Annotated in this window: 14 protein-coding genes; 4 read left to right on the forward strand and 10 right to left on the reverse strand. The window is 53.4% G+C overall.

The window, feature by feature from the left end; translation table 11 throughout:
• Positions 1-2 precede the first annotated feature (2 nt).
• From ABIE10_RS13380 to ABIE10_RS13405, 6 genes are all read right to left on the reverse strand, one after another.
• Positions 3-1,073 carry a 1,4-beta-xylanase gene (locus tag ABIE10_RS13380; RefSeq protein ID WP_235117263.1) on the reverse strand — a complete coding sequence of 357 codons (1,071 nt, stop codon included), beginning with the start codon at positions 1,071-1,073 and terminating at the stop codon, positions 3-5.
• 10 nt (positions 1,074-1,083) lie between these two features.
• A complete protein-coding gene (locus ABIE10_RS13385) occupies positions 1,084-2,628 on the reverse strand; it encodes an MFS transporter (protein ID WP_047499970.1) in 1,545 nt (514 codons plus the stop codon).
• Between the two features lie 80 nt (positions 2,629-2,708).
• Positions 2,709-3,731: a Gfo/Idh/MocA family protein gene (locus ABIE10_RS13390; protein WP_141876177.1), complete on the reverse strand. Its 1,023-nt coding sequence runs from the start codon at positions 3,729-3,731 to the stop codon at positions 2,709-2,711.
• Positions 3,732-3,742: 11 nt separating this feature from the next.
• Positions 3,743-4,810, reverse strand: a complete 1,068-nt coding sequence (locus ABIE10_RS13395; RefSeq protein ID WP_049283038.1) for a Gfo/Idh/MocA family protein — start codon at positions 4,808-4,810, stop codon at positions 3,743-3,745.
• Positions 4,807-5,991, reverse strand: coding sequence for a Gfo/Idh/MocA family protein (locus tag ABIE10_RS13400; protein ID WP_429156017.1), 1,185 nt, complete (start codon positions 5,989-5,991; stop codon positions 4,807-4,809). The genes ABIE10_RS13395 and ABIE10_RS13400 overlap by 4 nt, the downstream gene beginning before the upstream one ends.
• A gap of 16 nt (positions 5,992-6,007) precedes the next feature.
• Positions 6,008-7,162 (reverse strand): Gfo/Idh/MocA family protein, encoded by a 1,155-nt coding sequence (locus ABIE10_RS13405; RefSeq protein WP_103766907.1) that lies wholly within the window; start codon positions 7,160-7,162, stop codon positions 6,008-6,010.
• Positions 7,163-7,352: 190 nt separating this feature from the next.
• Between ABIE10_RS13405 and ABIE10_RS13410 the strand changes: the two genes are divergently transcribed.
• Complete coding sequence (locus ABIE10_RS13410; RefSeq protein WP_047499954.1) at positions 7,353-8,408, forward strand: LacI family DNA-binding transcriptional regulator; 1,056 nt, start codon at positions 7,353-7,355, stop codon at positions 8,406-8,408.
• A gap of 7 nt (positions 8,409-8,415) precedes the next feature.
• Here the strand turns inward: ABIE10_RS13410 and msrA are convergent, their stop codons facing one another.
• Entirely contained in the window at positions 8,416-9,054 is a 639-nt protein-coding gene (gene msrA / locus ABIE10_RS13415) for a peptide-methionine (S)-S-oxide reductase MsrA (RefSeq protein ID WP_047499953.1), read from the reverse strand.
• Between the two features lie 212 nt (positions 9,055-9,266).
• On the opposite strand from msrA, the gene tamA reads away from it, so the two are divergent.
• The 3 genes from tamA to ABIE10_RS13430 are packed head-to-tail and all read left to right on the forward strand — an operon-like array spanning position 9,267 to position 15,120.
• Positions 9,267-11,000: an autotransporter assembly complex protein TamA gene (tamA, locus tag ABIE10_RS13420; protein ID WP_016155528.1), complete on the forward strand. Its 1,734-nt coding sequence runs from the start codon at positions 9,267-9,269 to the stop codon at positions 10,998-11,000.
• Entirely contained in the window at positions 10,997-14,773 is a 3,777-nt protein-coding gene (gene tamB / locus ABIE10_RS13425; RefSeq protein ID WP_235117260.1) for an autotransporter assembly complex protein TamB, read from the forward strand. Before tamA ends, tamB begins: the two co-directional genes overlap by 4 nt.
• 2 nt (positions 14,774-14,775) lie before the next feature.
• Positions 14,776-15,120, forward strand: a complete 345-nt coding sequence (locus ABIE10_RS13430; RefSeq protein ID WP_016151451.1) for a gamma-glutamylcyclotransferase family protein — start codon at positions 14,776-14,778, stop codon at positions 15,118-15,120.
• A gap of 42 nt (positions 15,121-15,162) precedes the next feature.
• Here ABIE10_RS13430 and ABIE10_RS13435 read toward each other — a convergent pair whose 3' ends face one another.
• From ABIE10_RS13435 to ppa, 3 genes are all read right to left on the reverse strand, one after another.
• Complete coding sequence (locus tag ABIE10_RS13435) at positions 15,163-17,172, reverse strand: TonB-dependent receptor domain-containing protein (protein ID WP_235117259.1); 2,010 nt, start codon at positions 17,170-17,172, stop codon at positions 15,163-15,165.
• Between the two features lie 83 nt (positions 17,173-17,255).
• The gene (locus tag ABIE10_RS13440) at positions 17,256-18,326 is read right to left on the reverse strand and encodes a YncE family protein (RefSeq protein WP_049283032.1); all 1,071 of its coding nucleotides are present in this window, start codon (positions 18,324-18,326) and stop codon (positions 17,256-17,258) included.
• A 199-nt stretch (positions 18,327-18,525) separates the two neighbouring features.
• Positions 18,526-19,053 (reverse strand): inorganic diphosphatase, encoded by a 528-nt coding sequence (gene ppa / locus ABIE10_RS13445; protein ID WP_003025726.1) that lies wholly within the window; start codon positions 19,051-19,053, stop codon positions 18,526-18,528.

Here is a 19,053-nt window from a genome sequence, read left to right on the forward strand (position 1 = left end):
CCTTATTCTGCGGGGTTAAGCCTACGTACCATCTGCATCTCACTTTCGCTATAAGGCGAACCATCCGGCTTCAGCACATCATGAAACCATAGCGGTGCCGTCGCTTCGTCAAGCGGGATATCCGGCCACGGCAACCAGGTTTGCGTTTTCCCTTGTACCAACCCCCAGTGAAAGCTGGAAACGCGCTGGGCGCTAAACAGCGGTAGCTGCTCTTCTATTCGGCTATCAACATGGCGTGCCAGCCACTCGGTACAAAAGAGCGGCCTGCCAAATTCGGCCAACTGCGACAGAAGAGACAACTGGCCTGGGGTATCGACGTAGGCATGGTAGCTAATCACATCGGAAAGCCGCAGCGCGGCGATATCAACAGGATGCGTAAACGCATTCCCGCACGCAGTGCGATCGTCAATATGCCAGGCCGCTACGGTCAACGGTTGAGACGGTGACTCCTGCCGTGCCCAGCCAAACAGATGGGTCATCAAGGTTAAGGCGTAAATTTCCAGCCTATCGTCATAGTGGGTAAATTCGCCAGTATGACAAAAAATCCCGCCGTTGCCTGGCTCATTATATAAATCCCAGACGCTGATACGTGAGTCATGGCGAAAGTAACGGATGATATCTCTGACGTAGGCTTCAATTTGCGGCCAACAGCGTCGGTCCAGCACGTAGGCACGGCCTGGGCTACCCGCTGCCTGGCTATTGTGAACGCCGGGAACTGGCGCCTTTTGCTGGCCGATAACGGGCTCATCACCGGAAAAAGCGCAGTCGTCGAGCAGCGTCAGCATCACTTTTATGCCGTGGCTACGGGCAATGTTCAGGAAGAGATCAATGCGCTCGAGCAGCCCATCGCGGTCATGCTGCCAGACGGTAAACGGTAAATTTGTTCGTAGCTGGTTATAGCCATACTGGCTGGCCCAGCCGAGTTCCTGATCGATAGTGCTGCTATCGAAACTCTCTGCCTGCCACATTTCGAGCCAGTTAACCGCGGTGCGCGGCAAGTAGTTAAAACCGCAGCCCCAGGGTTGATCTTGATACCAGCTTTGCGCTCGTGTTTTGCTCCATGGGTTATACATGATGCGCTCCTTATTCGGCATCTGAGAGACTGACGCGTCCTGCCGTACGCTGCGTGGCGCTGCCACCCCAAACTTCATCGTATTCATAGCCGGTAAGCTGTTTTATCACCACCCGGGTTTCTTCATCGCAGTCGCGATAGTTGCCACCCAGCTTGCGGCGGGCGATCTCTTTGAGCAGAACTTTGTGGGTTTCGCGGGTAAGTTTAAATTTGTAGGTGGCGTAGAAACTCACCGCCAGCAGCGCCGCAGTAGCAAAGATCATCAATCCGATAATGGCGTGTAATGCGCTTTCCGGCTGCGCGCCGCTGCCTTTTACAAAGCCTGCCTCTTCCAGCACCATGCCGATAAGCAAAATAGCGATTGCCACCGTACTTTTACGGGTGAGTACCATAACACCCGCAAAAATCCCTTCGCGGCGCTGTTGGGTCACCATCTCATCGATATCAGGAATAAAGCTGTAGATATTCCACGGGATATAGTAAAGACCGGAACGTGCCATACCAAGCAGAATAAATATCGCAGAGAACAGAATATTGGACACCTGGGTTTCGGTGTAATAAATAACAAATAAAAATACCAATACGCTAAATATACAGGTGTAAGCGAGGCGTAGTGCTGCTGATGGGGTTATATTGAGTTTGTTCAGTAATAGCATAAACCCATAGGTGCCAAAAACTGAAGCGAAGGCGGCAATACTTAACCAGCCAGAAACGGAGGCTACATCCTGACTCAAGCAATAAACTACGTAATAGGTAAATACTGACCCGAATACATCCATAGCGGTAAATGAGAAAATATAAATAATAATATGCAGGCGAAATGCCCGGATCCTGAAAGAAGAAAACAGATCGAGTATCAAATATTTAAGGTGATTCAGTATCCCGCTATTGCGCTGCAGGTTAGCTTGAAATGTCTCTTCCTGAACGTCTTTGGCCTCCCACGTGCAGCGCCAGGTTATGAACACGGCGAGGCAGAACACGACGGAAAATATCAGCCCGGTTAGTGTATAGGTAAATGGGTTATCTTTGCCCGTAAACTGCATCAGGATACCGGGTACCGATACGGCAAGGAATCCGCCCAGCTGCGAGCAGATCATGCGCATACCGGAGAGGCGGCTGCGTTCTTCGTAGCGGTTAGTCATCTCTGCGGCCAGGGTTTCCCACGGCACCAGGACCATCGCTGACAGCAGCTCAATCGACAGATAGGTTCCCAGGTAGTACCAGTAACCCATGTCGGTCAGCCATAGCAGGGCATAGAGAAACATTAAAGGACAACTGAGTAATAAAAAGAAGCGGCGACGGCCAAATCTTCGACCTAGCCAGGTGTTGCCAAAGTTATCGGTGATATAACCCATAATTGGGCTAAGTACAGCATCAATCACGCGGGCAATGGCAAATATTGATCCTGCTTCCAGCACGCTTAAACCGCAGTAGGTTGTGTAAAAAAATAAAAGCCATGTTCCGATAATGGCGAAAGCACCGCCGCCAAATAAATCAGTAATGCCATAGCCGATCGCTACACCATAACTGACTCTGCGTTCAGTTGGTTTGACCATAATATTTTCCAGTATGTAGGGTATGCGTAATCCGGTATTATCCGGCTGTTGTTATTTAATTCTTCAGCGCTGAGTTAATTTTAATTATTAATGGTTATCCATTGTCGTGTTTTAGATGAATGATAAATAGCATCGACTATCGCCAGTGATTTTCGGGCTTCATTAATATTGATGTATTCTGTCTGACCTCCATGAGTAATAGCATGATAAAACTGACGAATAGCCTGTTGGTGGCCCAGGCCCCAGTAACTTTTGACGTGACCGTCCGGCGAACCATCGCAATCCAGCTTCAGGCGTCGGTCCGCTGTAACGCGCCACAGGGTGTTATCGGTGAGCTGGAGCATGCCTTGCTCGCAATGGATCTCCAGCAGCAGCGGTGAATCGAGGGTGTTACAGTTGCTGGCGTAAAACAGACCGCGGGCGCCGTTGGCAAAGTGCAGGGTCGCCATCGCGCTGTCTTCGGCTTCAGTGACGTCCGCCAGTTCACTGCTATCCACTACGCCTTTCAAACGCGTCACGCCGCCTGCGAACCACTGCATCAGATCGAGGGTATGAATAGCCTGGTTGATTAGTAAACTGCCGCCTTCGCTGGCAAAACGCCCACGCCACGGACTTTCGCTGTAATAAGCCCGGGAGCGCGACCAGGTCAAAACCGCTTTAATGCTTAGCATTCTGCCGAGCGTATTTTTCGCCAGTTCGTCGCGGATACGTAAACTGGTTGGATTAAGGCGGTTTTGATAGCACACGCCCAGTAAGCCTTGGGCAGACGCCGCCGCGTAAGCTATGTCTGCTACCTCTGTGCAATTCAACCCTACCGGTTTTTCGCAAAACACATGTTTCCCGGCGGCAAGCGCGGCCGTAATCATGTTTTTGTGCTCGAAGTGAGGCGTACAGATATGGACGACGTCAATGTCATTATCCAGCAGCATTTCCCGGTAATTCTGGTAATAGCGGCAGTTATACGCGATGGCCTGTTGCAAACCGTTGGCGCTATCAATATCGACCAGCGCGCGCAGCGTGACCCCCGGCAAAAGCCGGAGGGCGTTTACGTGGATGCTGTGGATAGCCCCCGCGCCGATGATGGCGGCATTTAGCGTTGTCATGTCACCTCCGGTTATGTGCGGGCATTCGCCAGCATTTGTGCCTTCACGCACAGTTCTGCGGCTTTAAAGGCGTGGGCCTGAGTCATGGCGTTTTCCGTGCGATTCAGACAATCGAGAATGAATTCGCCGAAGAAAGGAAAACCAACTTTGCCCGCGACTGGGTAGCGGAATTCCCCTTCTTTATTCACCAGATACACCACATCCTGTTCACCTCGGGTGATATCCACATACTTGCGGATCTCAATGTAACCTTCGGTACCCAGCAAGGTCAGGCGTCCATCCCCCCAGCTACTGAGCCCCTGCGGTGTGAACCAGTCGCAGCGGAAGTAGCCGGTCGCCCCGTTGTCGCCCGCCAGCATGGCATCGCCAAAGTCTTCGAACTGCGGATACTGCGGATGATTGACGTTACGCACATGGCTGGCGACGATATGCGCCTCGCTATTGCCGGTATAAAAGAGAAATTGTTCGATTTGATGGCTGCCGATGTCGCATAAAATGCCGCCAAAATAGCGTTTGTCATAAAACCAGTTCGGGCGACCGTTGCCTTCGCGGTGCGGACCGGTGCCCAGAGTTTGCATCACGCGCCCAATAGCCCCTTGATGGATTAGCTGGCCGGCAAACACGGCGCTTTCAACGTGCAGACGCTCGCTGTAATAGACCGCGTATTTACGTCCGGTCTTCGCCACCATTGCTTTGGCGTCTTCCAGCTGTGCGAGGGTGGTTAACGGAGCCTTGTCGGTGAAGTAGTCTTTACCAGCCGCCATTACCTTCAGCCCCAGCGGGCAGCGTTCAGAGGGAATTGCCGCCCCGGCAACCAGCCGGACCTCGCGATCGTTCAGGATAGTCTCGAGCGAATCGGCAACCTGCGCTTGCGGATAATGCTGCAGAAATTGATCTATTTTGAGCGGGTCGGGATCGTAAACCCATTTCAGCGTGGCGCCTGCTTCAATCAACCCGTTGCACATGCCGTAGATATGACCGTGATCGAGTGAGGACGCGGCAATGACAAACTCGCCAGGCTCCACGACCGGCTGAGGCTTCCCGGTAGGGGCGTAGTGCATTCCATCTTGCTTGTTCATTTTTTAACTCCTGAATCTAAGTCTTTACCCAGGGGGATAGCGCCCACTTCCGTGAAATTGCTCACGGAGGCGGATTTCTCATAAAAATGTGGGGCGATTTCAATCAGGCCGCTGGTGCGATAAAACGCATCGGTGTGGTGGATGGGCAGCGTTACCACCGTGCGGGTGATGGCGGATTTATAGATAGCGGTAATCAGCTCCAGCGAGCGCTTGCCTTGTTCGCCATCGACCAGGGGACATGTCCGTTTGTCGATGGCGTTAAGCAGGTTATCGATTTGTCCGGTATGTAGCGTCCATTGCAGTGCTGGCGTAGCGCGAAAAAGTGTCTCCAGATGCTGTTCCAGTTCGCCGTTATTGTTTGGTTGCGGGAAGCCGTTATCCGCCGACTGGCTGGCATGAACCTGCCACGGCGCAGAAATACGCGCCTTTTCGCCTTGAATGACAATCTTTTGGTCTTCGCCGTGATGCACCACGGAGGCGGTCACCTGTGTCAGTGCCCCGTTGGGGTATTTGAAGATAGCCGCGCTAAGGTCTTCGACTTCCGCATTGTCATGAGCAACGTTGGTCATCATCGCCACCACTTCGGCCGGGAAACCCAGCATCCATTGAATGGCGTCAATGTGGTGCACTGCGTGATTCAGCGTGCAGCCGCCGCCTTCTTTCTGCCACGTGCCGCGCCACCATAAGTCGTAATAGCAGTGTCCGCGCCACCAGAATGAATCCACCTGCGCATGGCAAATCTTGCCCGCCAGCCCGGAATCAACAACGGTTTTCAGACGCCAGAAGGCATCGGTAAAGCGGTTTTGCGCGATGACCGATAAGGTTTTCCCGCTGGCCTTTTGCGCGGCGATCATCGCATCGCACTCTTCGAGTGAGGCGGCCATCGGTTTTTCGCACAGCACATGTTTTCCGGCCTGCAGCGCATCAATGCTGATAGCTGCGTGCACGTATGGCGGAGTGCAGACATCGACCACATCTACTTCGATGCCCGCGTCCAGCATCGCCTGATGACTGCGGTAGACCCGCGCTTCATCCAGGCCATAGCGTGATTTCTTCTCTTCGGCCTTCTCCGGGTAGATATCAACCAGGGCGACAATCCGGCAACGATCGGCGAACTGTAAATACCCCTGAATGTGGTTGTGGGAGATATTTCCGGTTCCAACAATGGCAATATTCAGCATGATTTTCTCCTGCGCGTTACCAGCTACCGGAAGCGTCCAGCGTGCGGCTGGCCGTGGTTTTTTCCACTGAAGAGGCGATACGTTGTTGGAGCAACTGGAAGTAACGCTGTTCATCGATCGGTAGCTCGACCCAGTCATCGGTCCAGGTAGAGAGGTGCATCGCATTGGAAAGCGTCAGGCCGTGAATGCCTTCCAGACCGGGGGCAATCAGCGGCTCGCCGTGCAGAATCGCGGCGGTGAAATTGCGGGTAATGACATAGTGCTCGCTGCATTCTGGTTCGGTAGGGATAGTCACCTCCCAGCATTCCGGCTCACCAAAACCGTTTTGCCAGCGGGCGTTAAAGTCGGTTTCGGATTCCCGTAGTTTCCAGAAGCGCAGGCGGCCTTCTTCCACTACCACTTTTCCCCGGCTGCCGACAATTTCCAGGCGATTTGTGCCGGGTGTTTCGGCGACGGTGGTGATGAACACGCCGGTCGCGCCGTTGGCGTATTCCGCGTAGGCCGTGACGTCATCTTCAACTTCAATCTGGCGGTGTTTGCCAAACTGGCAAAAGGCACGCAAGCGTACCGGCATGCCGACCAGCCATTGCCATAAATCGAGTTGGTGTGGATCCTGATTAAGCAGCACGCCGCCGCCTTCACCTTTCCAGGTCGCGCGCCAGCCGCCGGAGTTGTAATAGCTCTGCGAACGATACCAGTTGGTAATGATCCAGTTAGAGCGACGCAGCTCGCCGAGTTCGCCACTGTCGATCAGATCTTTAACTTTCTGATACAGCGGATTGGGGCGCTGGTTGTACATCAAGCCGAACACCACATCGCATTCGCGCGCACAGGCGTTCATCTCTTGTACCTGCGCGGTGTAGACCCCTGCAGGCTTCTCGCACAGCGTATGGATGCCAAGACGCATGGCCATCATCGATAAACCTGGATGGTCATAGTGCGGTGTGGCGACGATAACGGCGTCGATCAGCCCACTTTCCAGCATCTCACGCGCATCGCTGAACAGTGTCACCTCTTCACCGACCAGCCGTTGGATCGCCGCATGCTGATCAGGATTGTTATCGCATACTGCGGCGAGCGCTGCTTCTTGTACCGTTCCGGCCAGCAGGTAGCGCGCGTGGACGGTACCAATGTTGCCAACCCCAATAATGCCAAAGCGTATTTTTTTCATGTCGTGCCTTTTTCATGAGAAAGAAGGGATATGCGGAACATATGAAACGCCTGGAATATCGACAATGTGATTTTGTGAGAACGGTTGCAGGATGAAAAAGAAGTTCATCCAGTCATTGAAAAAGTGTTTTAGAGTCAATGAACTACGTTTGCAAAAAATTGCAAAGATTGATTGCGAGTGAGGTCACAGAATGTCTGGCAAGCTAAAAATGGACGAAATTGCTGCCCTGACAGGGTACTCGGTGAGTACGGTGTCGAGAGTACTTAGCGGAAAGTCATATACCAGCGACAACGCGCGCGATGCGATTGTCAGCTGCGCGCGCAGGCTGGGCGTTCTGGACTCGCTGTCCAGTGGACGGCTATTGATCAACGGCATCGCCATTTTCGCCCCGTTGCGTACCTTTACCGCCCGTGGCGATGCATTTTACCTCGAAGTGACGCGCGGAATTGCTGAGGCGATAGCGCCGCATGATGTCTATCTGAGTTACTGCGGGCTGGATGAGCAACGCGCGGACATAAAGGTCTTTCAGGAAAAGGCCAACAGTAAAAATATCAATGCCATTATTCTCATCGGCATTGATGACCCGACCGTGCATAAACTGGCGCTACTGCTGGATAAACCCTGCGTGTTGATTAACTCGCAGGACAAAGAAGGGTTACTGGATGCGGTATCCCCCGATCACCGGGCAATTGGCAACCGTGCTGTGCAATATCTTTTTGATCAGGGGCATCGGCGTATTCTCCATGTCACCAGCCTGCGCCGGGAAACCTTGTACTGGCGTCTGGAGGGCATTAAGGAGGTCTACCGACAATATCAGATACCGTTTGATACCGGGCGTGATCTGCTGGTGACGGAAGGGTTTTCTGAGGATGAATCAGAACGTGCGATGGACCACTGGCTACGTGAGACGCCGCGTGAAGCGTGGCCAGAGGTCATTTTCTGCGCCGGGGCATCAATGTCGACGGGCATCCAGCGGGTGCTGGAAAACGGTGGCGTGGAGATACCCGGTGAGATGTCGCTGATGACGACGGATGTTCAGGAGCTGGATGCGCATATCGTCGCCGCGGTAACCAGTATCACTATCCCCTGTCGGGCACTGGGCGTGGAGGCGGTGCATTTGCTACAGAACCGTCTTAATCGCCCCTCTGCGCCCGTGTTTAACCTGTTGTTGAAGGGAAAGGTGACGGATCGGGGAACCGTTACCCACGCAACGCGCCATGCCGCGCGGGTGACGGTAGCGCGTTAATCGCGGATCAACGTTCTGGCGGCAGGCAAACGCCAATCCCGCCAATGCCACAGTACCCATAAGGATTTTTATGCAGATACTGCTGGTGGTCGTCCTCGGCATAGTAGAACGGGGTTGCGGTAGTGATTTCCGTTGTAATAGTGCGCTCGTCGCCAGCGGCGGTCATTGCTGCCTGAAAACGCTCAAGGCTTGCCTGTGCCGCGACGGTTTGCTCCGGTGTTAACGGGTAAATGGCGGAGCGATACTGCGTCCCCTGGTCGTTCCCCTGACGCATGCCCTGCGCCGGGTCGTGATTTTCCCAGAACACCTGCAGCAGTTGCTCGTAGCTGATAACATGCGGATCATAGACGACGCGTACCGCTTCGGCGTGTCCGGTATCGCCGGAACACACTTCCCGATAGGTTGGGTTAGGGGTGTAGCCGCCGGTATATCCGGCCGCTGTGCTGTATACCCCGGGTAATGACCAGAATAAACGTTCAACGCCCCAGAAACATCCCATGGCGAAAAAGGCTATCTCCATACCGTCGGGCACGTTGGTCATCGAATGTTGGTTAACCGCATGCAGCGTTGCCACTGGCATCGGGGTGTTGCGTCCAGGTAGGGCATCTGCTTGAGTAACAAGATGCTTTCTATCAAATAAACTCATGGCCGTTCTCCCGAAATCAGTCATTTGGGTTAAGGTTGTAACGAGACGCGTCTTTGCCCACAATAAACGGCGTGAATACGTCTAGAGTTAAACATAAGAAATATTTGGGTTGTCGTCTGTTTTTCAACTCTTATTGTTGATTTTTTGTTAAGCCGAGGAACGGCATAGTATTTTTTTCCAGGGGTGGGAAAAAAGGATATTCAGGAGAAAATGTGCCACATATCCGTCAGTTATGTTGGGTGGGATTACTGTGCTTAAGTGGCTCCGCCGCCGCAGCGAATGTTCGCTTACAGGTCGAAGGATTATCAGGACCGCTGGAGAAAAACGTCCGCGCGCAGCTATCCACGATTCAAAGTGATGAAGTCACTCCAGACCGACGCTTTCGTGCGCGCGTTGATGATGCCATCCGCGAAGGGCTAAAAGCGCTGGGCTACTTTGAGCCCACCATTGATTTTGAGCTGCGTCCGCCGCCGGCGAAAGGACGCCAGGTGCTGATTGCCAAAGTGACCCCTGGTGAGCCGGTGCTGATTGGCGGCACCGAAGTGATTCTGCGCGGTGGCGCACGTACGGATAAAGATTATCTGGATCTGCTGAAAACGCGACCGGCAATCGGCACCGTGCTGAATCAGGGGGACTATGATAACTTCAAAAAATCACTCACCAGCGTGGCGCTGCGCAAAGGCTATTTCGACAGTGAATTTAATAAAAGCCAGCTTGGAATAGCGCTCGAACGCCGCCAGGCATTCTGGGATATCGATTACAACAGCGGTGAACGCTATCGCTTTGGGCATGTCACTTTTGAAGGCTCGCAAATTCGCGATGAGTACCTGCAAAATCTGGTGCCCTTTAAAGAGGGTGAAGAGTACGAGTCGAAAGATCTGGGCGAACTGAACCGTCGTCTGTCGGCGACCGGATGGTTTAATTCCGTGGTCGTCGCACCGGAATTTGATAAAGCCCGTGAAACCAAAGTGCTGCCGCTGAAAGGCGTGGTGTCGCCGCGAACTGAAAATACCATCGAAACCGGGGTCGGTTACTCAACTGACGTCGGTCCACGGGTGAAGACCTCGTGGAAAAAGCCGTGGATGAACTCCTATGGCCACAGCCTGACCACCAGCGCCAGCATCTCTGCGCCAGAGCAGGTTCTTGATTTCAGTTATAAAATGCCGCTATTAAAGAACCCGCTGGAGCAGTATTACCTGGTGCAGGGGGGCTTTAAGCGTACCGATTTAAACGATACCGAGCAGGACTCCACTACGCTTGCGGTTTCCCGCTACTGGGATCTCTCCAGCGGCTGGCAGCGCGCGATTAACCTGCGCTGGAGCCTCGATCACTTTACCCAGGGTAACGTCACTAACACCACCATGCTGCTCTATCCGGGCGTGATGATCAGCCGGACGCGCTCGCGCGGCGGTCTGATGCCAGTCTGGGGCGACTCCCAACGTTATTCCATCGATTACTCCAACACGGCCTGGGGTTCAGACGTTGATTTCTCCGTCTTCCAGGCGCAAAACGTCTGGATCCGCACGCTGTACGATCGTCATCGCTTTGTGATGCGCGGCAACCTCGGCTGGATCGAAACCGGGGACTTCGACAAAGTACCGCCGGATCTGCGTTTCTTCGCCGGGGGCGATCGCAGCATTCGCGGCTACAAATACAAATCTATTTCGCCTGAAGGCAGCGACGGCAAGCTGAAAGGGGCCTCGAAGCTGGCGACCGGCTCGCTGGAATATCAGTACAACGTGACCGGAAAATGGTGGGGCGCGATGTTTGTCGATAGCGGCGAAGCGGTCAGCGATATCCGCAGAAGCGATTTCAAAACCGGTGCCGGGGTCGGCGTACGCTGGCAATCGCCAGTGGGACCCATCAAGCTCGACTTTGCTGTCCCTGTGGGCGACAAAGATGAACATGGTTTACAGTTTTACATCGGTCTGGGGCCTGAATTATGAGTTTATGGAAGAAGATAAGCCTCGGCGTGCTGATTTTTATCCTGCTGTTGTTAGGCACGGTGGCGTTCCTCGTCGGCACCACTTCGGGCCTGCATCTGATCTTCAAAGCGGCGAATCGTTGGGTTCCGGGGCTGGAGATTGGTCAGGTCACCGGCGGCTGGCGGGATTTATCGCTCAAAAATATTCGTTATGACCAACCTGGCGTGGCGGTGAATGCTGGCGAAGTGCATCTGGCCGTGGGGCTTAACTGCCTGTGGGACAGCAGCCTGTGCGTCAACGATCTGTCGCTGAAAAATATCAACGTGGCGATCGACAGCAAAAAGATGCCGCCATCAGCGCCGGTTGAAGAGGAAGAGAGCGGTCCGCTTAACCTTTCCACACCTTACCCAATCACGCTTTCGCGCGTGGCGCTGAACAACATCAATATCAAAATCGATGACACCACGGTTTCGGTGCTGGAATTTACCTCTGGCCTGAACTGGCAGGAAAAAACGCTAACCCTGAAGCCAACGTCATTACAGGGGCTGCTGATTGCCCTGCCTAAAGTGGCGGAAGTGGCGCAGGAAGAGGTTGTCGAACCAAAGATTCAAAATCCGCAACCGGATGAAAAACCGCTCGGCGAAACGCTAAAAGATCTGTTCTCAAAGCCGGTGCTGCCGGAAATGACCGATGTCCATCTGCCGCTTAATCTCAACATTGAAGCGTTTCGCGGCGAGCAGCTGCGCGTGACCGGGGATACGGATTTAACGGTACATAACATGCTGCTGAAAGTGAGCAGCATTGACGGCAACATGAAACTCGATGCACTGGATATCGACTCGAATCAGGGGACGGTAAAAGCCAGCGGCACGGCGCAACTGACCGACACGTGGCCGGTCGATATTACGTTAAACAGCACGCTCAACGTCGATCCGTTAAAAGGCGAAAAGGTGAAGCTGAAGGTCGGCGGCGCGCTGCGTGAACAGCTGGAAGTAGGCGTAAATCTGTCTGGTCCGGTGGATATGGACCTGCGGGCGCAGGCGCGTCTGGCGGAAGCCGGATTGCCGCTCAACCTTGAGGTGGTGAGTAAGCAGGTTTACTGGCCGTTTACCGGCGACAAGCAGTTCCAGGCTGATGACATCAAGCTCAAACTGACCGGTAAGATGACCGACTATACGCTGTCGATGCGTACCGCTGTGAAAGGTCAGGATATCCCTCCGGCTACCATCACGCTGGACGCCAAAGGCAACGAACAGCAGATCAATCTCGACAAACTCAGCGTTGCGGCGCTGGAAGGGAAAACTGAGCTGAAAGCGCTGGTGGACTGGCAGCAGGCGATCAGCTGGCGCGGGGAGCTAACGCTGGATGGCATCAACACGGCGAAAGCGATCCCGGAGTGGCCATCAAAACTGAATGGCCTTGTGAAAACTCGCGGCAGTCTGTACGGCGGAAGCTGGCAGATGGAGGTGCCCGAGCTGAAGCTGACCGGCAACGTGAAGCAGAACAAGGTTAATGTGCACGGTTCGCTGAAGGGTAACAGCTACCTGCAGTGGACGATCCCGGGCCTGCATCTGGAACTGGGACGCAACAGCGCGGATGTGAAAGGGGAACTGGGGGTCAAAGACCTCAATCTCGACGCGACGATTGATGCCCCGAGCCTGGATAACGCGCTGCCGGGACTGGGCGGTACGGCGAAAGGGCTGGTAAAAGTTCGCGGTACGGTTGAAGCGCCACAACTGCTGGCGGATATCACCGCCCGGGGTCTGCGCTGGCAGGAGCTGTCCGTCGCTCAGGTGCGCGTCGAAGGCGACGTGAAATCGGCAGAGCAAATCGCTGGTAATCTCAACGTTCGCGTAGAGCGGATTGTACAGCCTGACGTGAATATTGGCCTGGTGACGCTCAATGCCAAAGGTAGCGAAAAGCAGCATGAGCTGCAGTTGCGCATTCAGGGGGAACCGGTCTCCGGGCAGCTCTCCCTGGCAGGTAGCTTTGATCGCCAAGAGCAGCGCTGGAAAGGTGCGTTAAGCGATACCCGCTTCCAGACGCCGGTCGGTCCGTGGTCCCTTAACCGCCCTGTCGCGCTGGATTATCGCAATCAGGAACAGAAAATCAGCATTGGGCCACACTGCTGGAACAACCCGAATGCGGAACTGTGCGTACCGCAAACCATTGATGCCGGTGCACAAGGACGCGCGGTGGTGAACCTTAACCGCTTCGACCTGGCGATGCTAAAACCGTTTATGCCGGATACAACCCAGGCCAGCGGCGTTTTCACTGGCAAAGCTGATGTTAGCTGGGACACCACCAAAGAGGGGCTGCCGCAGGGGCAGGTTACGCTGAGCGGACGTAACGTGAAGGTCACGCAAAGCGTGAACGATGCGCCGCTCCCTGTGGCGTTTGAAACGCTGAATCTGACCGCCGACCTGCACAATAACCGTGCCGAGCTGGGCTGGCTGATTCGCCTGACCAACAACGGGCAGTTTGACGGCCAGGTGCAGGTGACGGATCCGCAAGGACGCCGCAGTCTCGGCGGCAACGTCAACATCCGCAACTTCAATCTGGCGATGGTGAACCCCATTTTCTCGCGCGGTGAAAAAGCGGCAGGGGTGATCAACGCCAACCTACGTCTGGGCGGTGATGTGCAAAGCCCGCAGCTGCTCGGACAGCTGCAGCTGAGCGGTCTGGATATCGACGGTAACTTTATGCCGTTTGACATGCAGCCAAGCCAGTTAGCCGTTAACTTCACCGGAACACGCTCAACGCTGGCGGGCGTGGTGCGTACGCAGCAGGGCGAAATTAACCTGAGCGGCGATGCCGACTGGAGTCAGATAGACAACTGGCGGGCGCGCGTTGCGGCTAAAGGCAGCAGGGTTCGTATAACCGTGCCGCCGATGGTCCGCCTGGACGTATCGCCGGACGTGGTCTTTGAAGCCACGCCGAGCCTGTTTACCCTCGATGGCAACGTGGATGTGCCGTGGGCGCGTATCGTGGTACACGACCTGCCGGAGAGCGCGGTAGGGGTTTCCAGCGATATGGTCATGCTTAACAACAATCTGCAACCGGAGAAACCGCAGACAGCAGGTATTCCGATCAACAGCAACCTGAACATCCACGTCGGTAACAACGTGCGTATTGACGCCTTTGGTCTGAAAGCGCGTCTGACGGGCGATCTGAAAGTGGTGCAGGATAAGCAGGGGCTGGGGCTGAACGGACAAATTAATATTCCGAGCGGGCGTTTCCATGCCTATGGTCAGGATCTGATTGTGCGTAAGGGCGAGCTGTTGTTCTCCGGTCCGCCGGATCAGCCGTTACTCAACATCGAAGCAATTCGTAACCCGGAAGCCACCGAAGACGACGTGATCGCCGGGGTTCGCGTCACGGGCTCCGCCGATGAGCCGAAGGCGGAAATCTTCTCCGACCCGGCGATGTCGCAGCAAATGGCGCTTTCCTACCTGCTACGCGGACAAGGACTGGATAGCGAACAGAGCGACAGCGCGGCAATGACTTCAATGCTTATTGGTCTGGGGGTTGCACAAAGTGGTCAGGTTGTGGGTAAAATCGGGGAGACATTTGGCGTAAGCAATCTGGCACTGGACACACAAGGGGTGGGTGATTCATCTCAGGTGGTTGTCAGCGGATACGTACTGCCAGGTCTGCAGGTGAAATATGGTGTGGGTATATTTGACTCCTTAGCGACACTCACGCTACGTTATCGTCTGATGCCTAAGCTATATCTGGAAGCAGTGTCTGGCGTAGATCAGGCACTTGATTTGCTCTATCAGTTCGAGTTTTAGCAATGCGAATATTTGTCTACGGCAGTTTACGAACCAAACAAGGCAACAGCCACTGGATGACCAATGCCCTGTTGCTGGGAAATTTCAGTATCGACAACTACCAGTTGTATAGCCTGGGCCACTATCCAGGCGCCGTTCCAGGAGAGGGAACAGTACACGGGGAAGTTTATCGTATTGATAACGCCACGCTGGCAGAGCTTGACGCTCTGCGTACCCGTGGCGGTGAATACGCACGCCAGTTAATTCAAACGCCGTACGGAAGTGCATGGATGTACGTGTACCAACGTCCGGTTGATGGCTTAACGCTGATTGAAAGCGGTAACTGGTTAGACCGAGACCAGTACTGATATGAACACGCCACCCTCGGGTGGCGTTGTTTTATTCTGGATTTAAAACTCCACGCGCGCGCCGAGGTTATAGCGGCGTCCTTCCACCTGTGCGGATTCGTTCCACGCGGTTGTCAGTTTCGGATCTTCATCCAACACGTTGTAGACCCCAGCCATCAGTTGCGTGTGCTTATTGAGCTGATAACGTAGGCCTACATCCACCATCGTGTAGTCATCGTATTTATAGTTATTGCCGCTGTTGCGGTTACTGCTGCGATAATTCACCGTACTCCATACGTCCAGGCTTTGCGTTGCTGCCCAGTTCAGCGACAGATTCGCCATATGGCGCGGATAATCGTTTAGCGCGTAGCCTTTGTTAACGCCGCTTTTTTGTTCGCTGTGGTTCCAGGTGTAGTTAGCGTTGGCTTTTACATCGGCGGTAATCTGCCAGTCGGCATTCAGTTCTATACCGTATACATCCGCCTCGCTGACGTTGAAGTATTTACTGACGGAATCCGCGTTGTAGCCGTTGACGGAGCACTGGTTCGTCGACGTGGTTTCACAAATAGTTTGTTCAGCAATTTTGTCTTTGAACTGCGTATAGAAGACGGTGCTGTCGAGCGATAGCGCATCTCCCGTCCAGTAGAGGCCCAGTTCAGAGTTAACGCTTTGTTCAGGTTTCAGGTCGTCGTTACCAACGGTGAGGAAGGGGTAAGGTACGGTTGAGCCGTAAGGGGTTACGAAGTTGCTGGACGTCGCGCGCAGCTCCGGTTTTTTATAGCCTGCGGAAACGCCGCCTTTCAGCGCCCAGTCATTGCTAAAGGCCCAGTTACCGTACATTTTCGGCGTAATATGTGTGCCAAAATTGTCATCCTGGTCCATCCTCGCTGACGTGGTCAGGATGAAATCGCCAATGCTCCAGCCGTCTTCAGCAAACAATGCCCAACCGTTACGGCTGATTTTGGTCACCGGGTCAGATCCGGGCAGCGTTTTGTTGGCCACATCAAAGCGGTCATTCAGCTCTTCGCGCGTGAAATTCGCCCCAACGGTCAGTTTATGGGTGTCGAGCGTGAAAGTGGTTTGCGAATTGGCGACGTAGTTCTCCATCTGCACATACTGCGGGGACTGTCCGTCATAAACATACTTCGAACGGCCTTTTTCATAGTTTATGTAGTTGGTCGTCGCGATGGTGTCGTCTGCATACCAGCCGGTATGCGTCAGGGTGGCGGCGTTACGATCGAACAGCCATGACCACGGCGCACCGCGTTTCTGGGTACGGTTTTTTTCCTGTTCACCGGTGACCACGTTAAGATCGAACAGGTTATTCTCGCTGGCGGCCAGGCCCATTGTCATATCAACGGATTTACGATTGTGTTTGCCAAAATAGTTATTGCGATCGTCATCGCGACGGTCAAGCCAGTCGGCCGCCACGCTAAGGCCGAGAACATCGGGCACAATCGGCCCCATGGTAAACAAATTCATCTGGCTGGTATTACCTAAATACTGGTGTTCCTGCAGCCAGGTATTGGCAGCAATTGCCGTGGTCCACTCTTTTGCGCCGTACGGTTTTTTGGTAATGACGTTAACCACACCGCCGATGGCGTCTGAGCCGTACAGCGAGGACATCGGCCCACGGATAACTTCGATACGCTCAATGGCCTCCATTGGCGGTAAGAAGTTGGCTTCAGTACCAATATCATGTCCGTAAGGACGAGATTCACCGGTATTTTGTTTGACGCTGTTGACCATAAAAGCGGTATAGGACGGGTCCATGCCGCGGATCATAATGCTACCGGCGTTCATGCCACTGCTGTTGGTGACCGAGACGCCGGGAAGGTTTTTAATGGCTTCACCGATGCTACGGTCCGGCTGAATATCCAGCGTGTTACGATCGATAACTGAAATAGTGGCCGGCGCTTCGCGTTTTTGCTGCGAGAATCCGGATGCGGTGATCACCATTTCATCTTCGCTAGTGCGTGAGGTCTCGGTGAGTTCTTCTGCCTGGGTGGGGAAAATAACACCGCCTGAGAATGCAACGATCCCTGTCAGCGTAATAAGTTGACGCGTTTTCATAATATAGACACCTGAAAAGTAAAAAATAAAAACATCACCTTGCAGCTCAAAAAAGCTGCAAGGTGCAGATAGTTTTTTAATTATTAATATTTAGAGAGATCGATTTTCAGCACGTAGTCGGGCTTCACACCTGTCATTTTTTCCGACTGTTTGACGCTGACGTACAGGGTGTTAGCATCTGCCGAGAGTGCCAGACTGTTAGGTAAGGCATTGGTTTCAATGCTTTGTTTTACCTGATAGGTCTTGCTGTTCACAATGCTGATGCGTTTAGCATTACGGTGGGTGATATAAACTTCCTGGCGTTTTTCGTTATATATCACTGCCAGCGAGTTAATAACCTTAATTGGTGCAATAACCTTACCGGTATTAAGATCAACAACCAGTACGTCCGCTAAATCCGGATCGGTCAGGAATGCGCGGTTATTTTTTGCATCCAGGGCAATATTCAGGAAAAAATGTTTTTTATCTGGCTCAATGGTAAAGCGATTAATAATTTGATGGTTGGTGGTATCCAGCGTAATAAGCTCGTTTCGGCCATTCACAACATACAGGCGGTTCTTATTTGCATCCACGGCCATGCCGGTCGGGTACTGGCCCATGTTCTCGAGGGTGGCGATTTTCTCGCGCTTTTGTGTGTCCACCACCCAGACTATGCCTTTTTCAGCCACGCCGGAAACGTACAGACGGTGGTGCTGTTTATCGAGCACCATTTCACGCGTATGAACAATATCTTTCGAGTTTTTGGCTTCGCTCAGTTGCAGTATCGCCAGCTCTTTACCGCTGCGGGTATCGACTAGCGTTACTGAACCTTCCAGCGTGTTGCCGACATACAGCACCTGGTTTTCTTCATCCAGCGCGGTGGCAAAGGCACGACGGCTGGTGTCGATGACTTCAGTCGTCGTGAGTTTCTCCAGATCGAGTTTGTAGATAAGCCCGCTGGTTTTATCTTTATCAAACGACGGCGACGAGGCGACAAAAAGTGCATTCTGCTGGCTATCAACCGCCAGCTCATACACGCCGTTACCGACATCGCGGGTCAGAAAATCTTTCTCAGGTAGCGTCTGCGCCACGCTGGACAGGCTGGTAAATAACAGCGCTGTGGCGAGTGCCACGCAGGAATAGCGTTTCAGGGACTTCACATTGTGGAGGTTCATTGACTTTTATTCACATTTATTTACATGCTGAGAATGATAATGAGATCTAATATCATTCGCAATTAAGATAAATGAAATGTGACTACCCATTCTGGTAGGTCAAAAAGAAAACAGCGAAGGGGAGAGGTGGTAGAACGTAGAAATTTAAAAACCCTTACTAACCAGAGACTGGCGTTCAGGGTTTTAAGCTAACGCGAACTTACTTCTTCGCGCGCTCGAAAGAAGCAACGATTTCAGCTTTAGCGGCTTCAGCGTTGTCCCAACCGTCAACTTTCACCCATTTGCCCGCTTCGAGATCTTTGTAGTGTTCGAAGAAGTGGGTGATCTGTGCTTTCAGCAGTTCCGGCAGGTCGGTCACATCTTTGATGTGATCGTATTCTTTGCTCAGCTTAGTGTGCGGAACCGCAACCAGTTTCGCATCTTCACCGGATTCGTCAGTCATTTTCAGCACGCCAACCGGACGGCAGCGGATCACTGAACCTGGCTCCAGCGGGTACGGAGTCGGGACAAGAACGTCTACCGGGTCACCGTCCAGAGACAGGGTGTGGTTGATGTAACCGTAGTTGCACGGATAGAACATCGCGGTGGACATGAAGCGGTCAACGAACAGGGCGCCGCTCTCTTTGTCAACTTCGTATTTGATCGGATCTGCGTTGGCAGGGATCTCGATAACAACGTAGATATCTTCCGGCAGGTCTTTACCGGCAGGGACGTTGAGTAAGCTCAT

The sequence above is a fragment of the Citrobacter sp. 506 genome (assembly GCF_050434985.1).
Classification (GTDB): domain Bacteria; phylum Pseudomonadota; class Gammaproteobacteria; order Enterobacterales; family Enterobacteriaceae; genus Citrobacter; species Citrobacter braakii.

Coding starts and splice junctions, on each gene's coding strand:
- ABIE10_RS13390 (WP_141876177.1), bottom strand. CDS start 3,731: ATGACAACGCTAAATGCCGCCATCATCGGCGCGGGGGCTATCCACAGC.
- ABIE10_RS13405 (WP_103766907.1), bottom strand. CDS start 7,162: ATGAAAAAAATACGCTTTGGCATTATTGGGGTTGGCAACATTGGTACC.
- ABIE10_RS13440 (WP_049283032.1), bottom strand. CDS start 18,326: ATGAACCTCCACAATGTGAAGTCCCTGAAACGCTATTCCTGCGTGGCA.
- ABIE10_RS13380 (WP_235117263.1), bottom strand. CDS start 1,073: ATGTATAACCCATGGAGCAAAACACGAGCGCAAAGCTGGTATCAAGAT.
- ppa (WP_003025726.1), bottom strand. CDS start 19,053: ATGAGCTTACTCAACGTCCCTGCCGGTAAAGACCTGCCGGAAGATATC.
- ABIE10_RS13430 (WP_016151451.1), top strand. CDS start 14,776: ATGCGAATATTTGTCTACGGCAGTTTACGAACCAAACAAGGCAACAGC.
- msrA (WP_047499953.1), bottom strand. CDS start 9,054: ATGAGTTTATTTGATAGAAAGCATCTTGTTACTCAAGCAGATGCCCTA.
- ABIE10_RS13435 (WP_235117259.1), bottom strand. CDS start 17,172: ATGAAAACGCGTCAACTTATTACGCTGACAGGGATCGTTGCATTCTCA.
- tamB (WP_235117260.1), top strand. CDS start 10,997: ATGAGTTTATGGAAGAAGATAAGCCTCGGCGTGCTGATTTTTATCCTG.
- ABIE10_RS13385 (WP_047499970.1), bottom strand. CDS start 2,628: ATGGTCAAACCAACTGAACGCAGAGTCAGTTATGGTGTAGCGATCGGC.
- ABIE10_RS13400 (WP_429156017.1), bottom strand. CDS start 5,991: ATGCTGAATATTGCCATTGTTGGAACCGGAAATATCTCCCACAACCAC.
- ABIE10_RS13395 (WP_049283038.1), bottom strand. CDS start 4,810: ATGAACAAGCAAGATGGAATGCACTACGCCCCTACCGGGAAGCCTCAG.
- ABIE10_RS13410 (WP_047499954.1), top strand. CDS start 7,353: ATGTCTGGCAAGCTAAAAATGGACGAAATTGCTGCCCTGACAGGGTAC.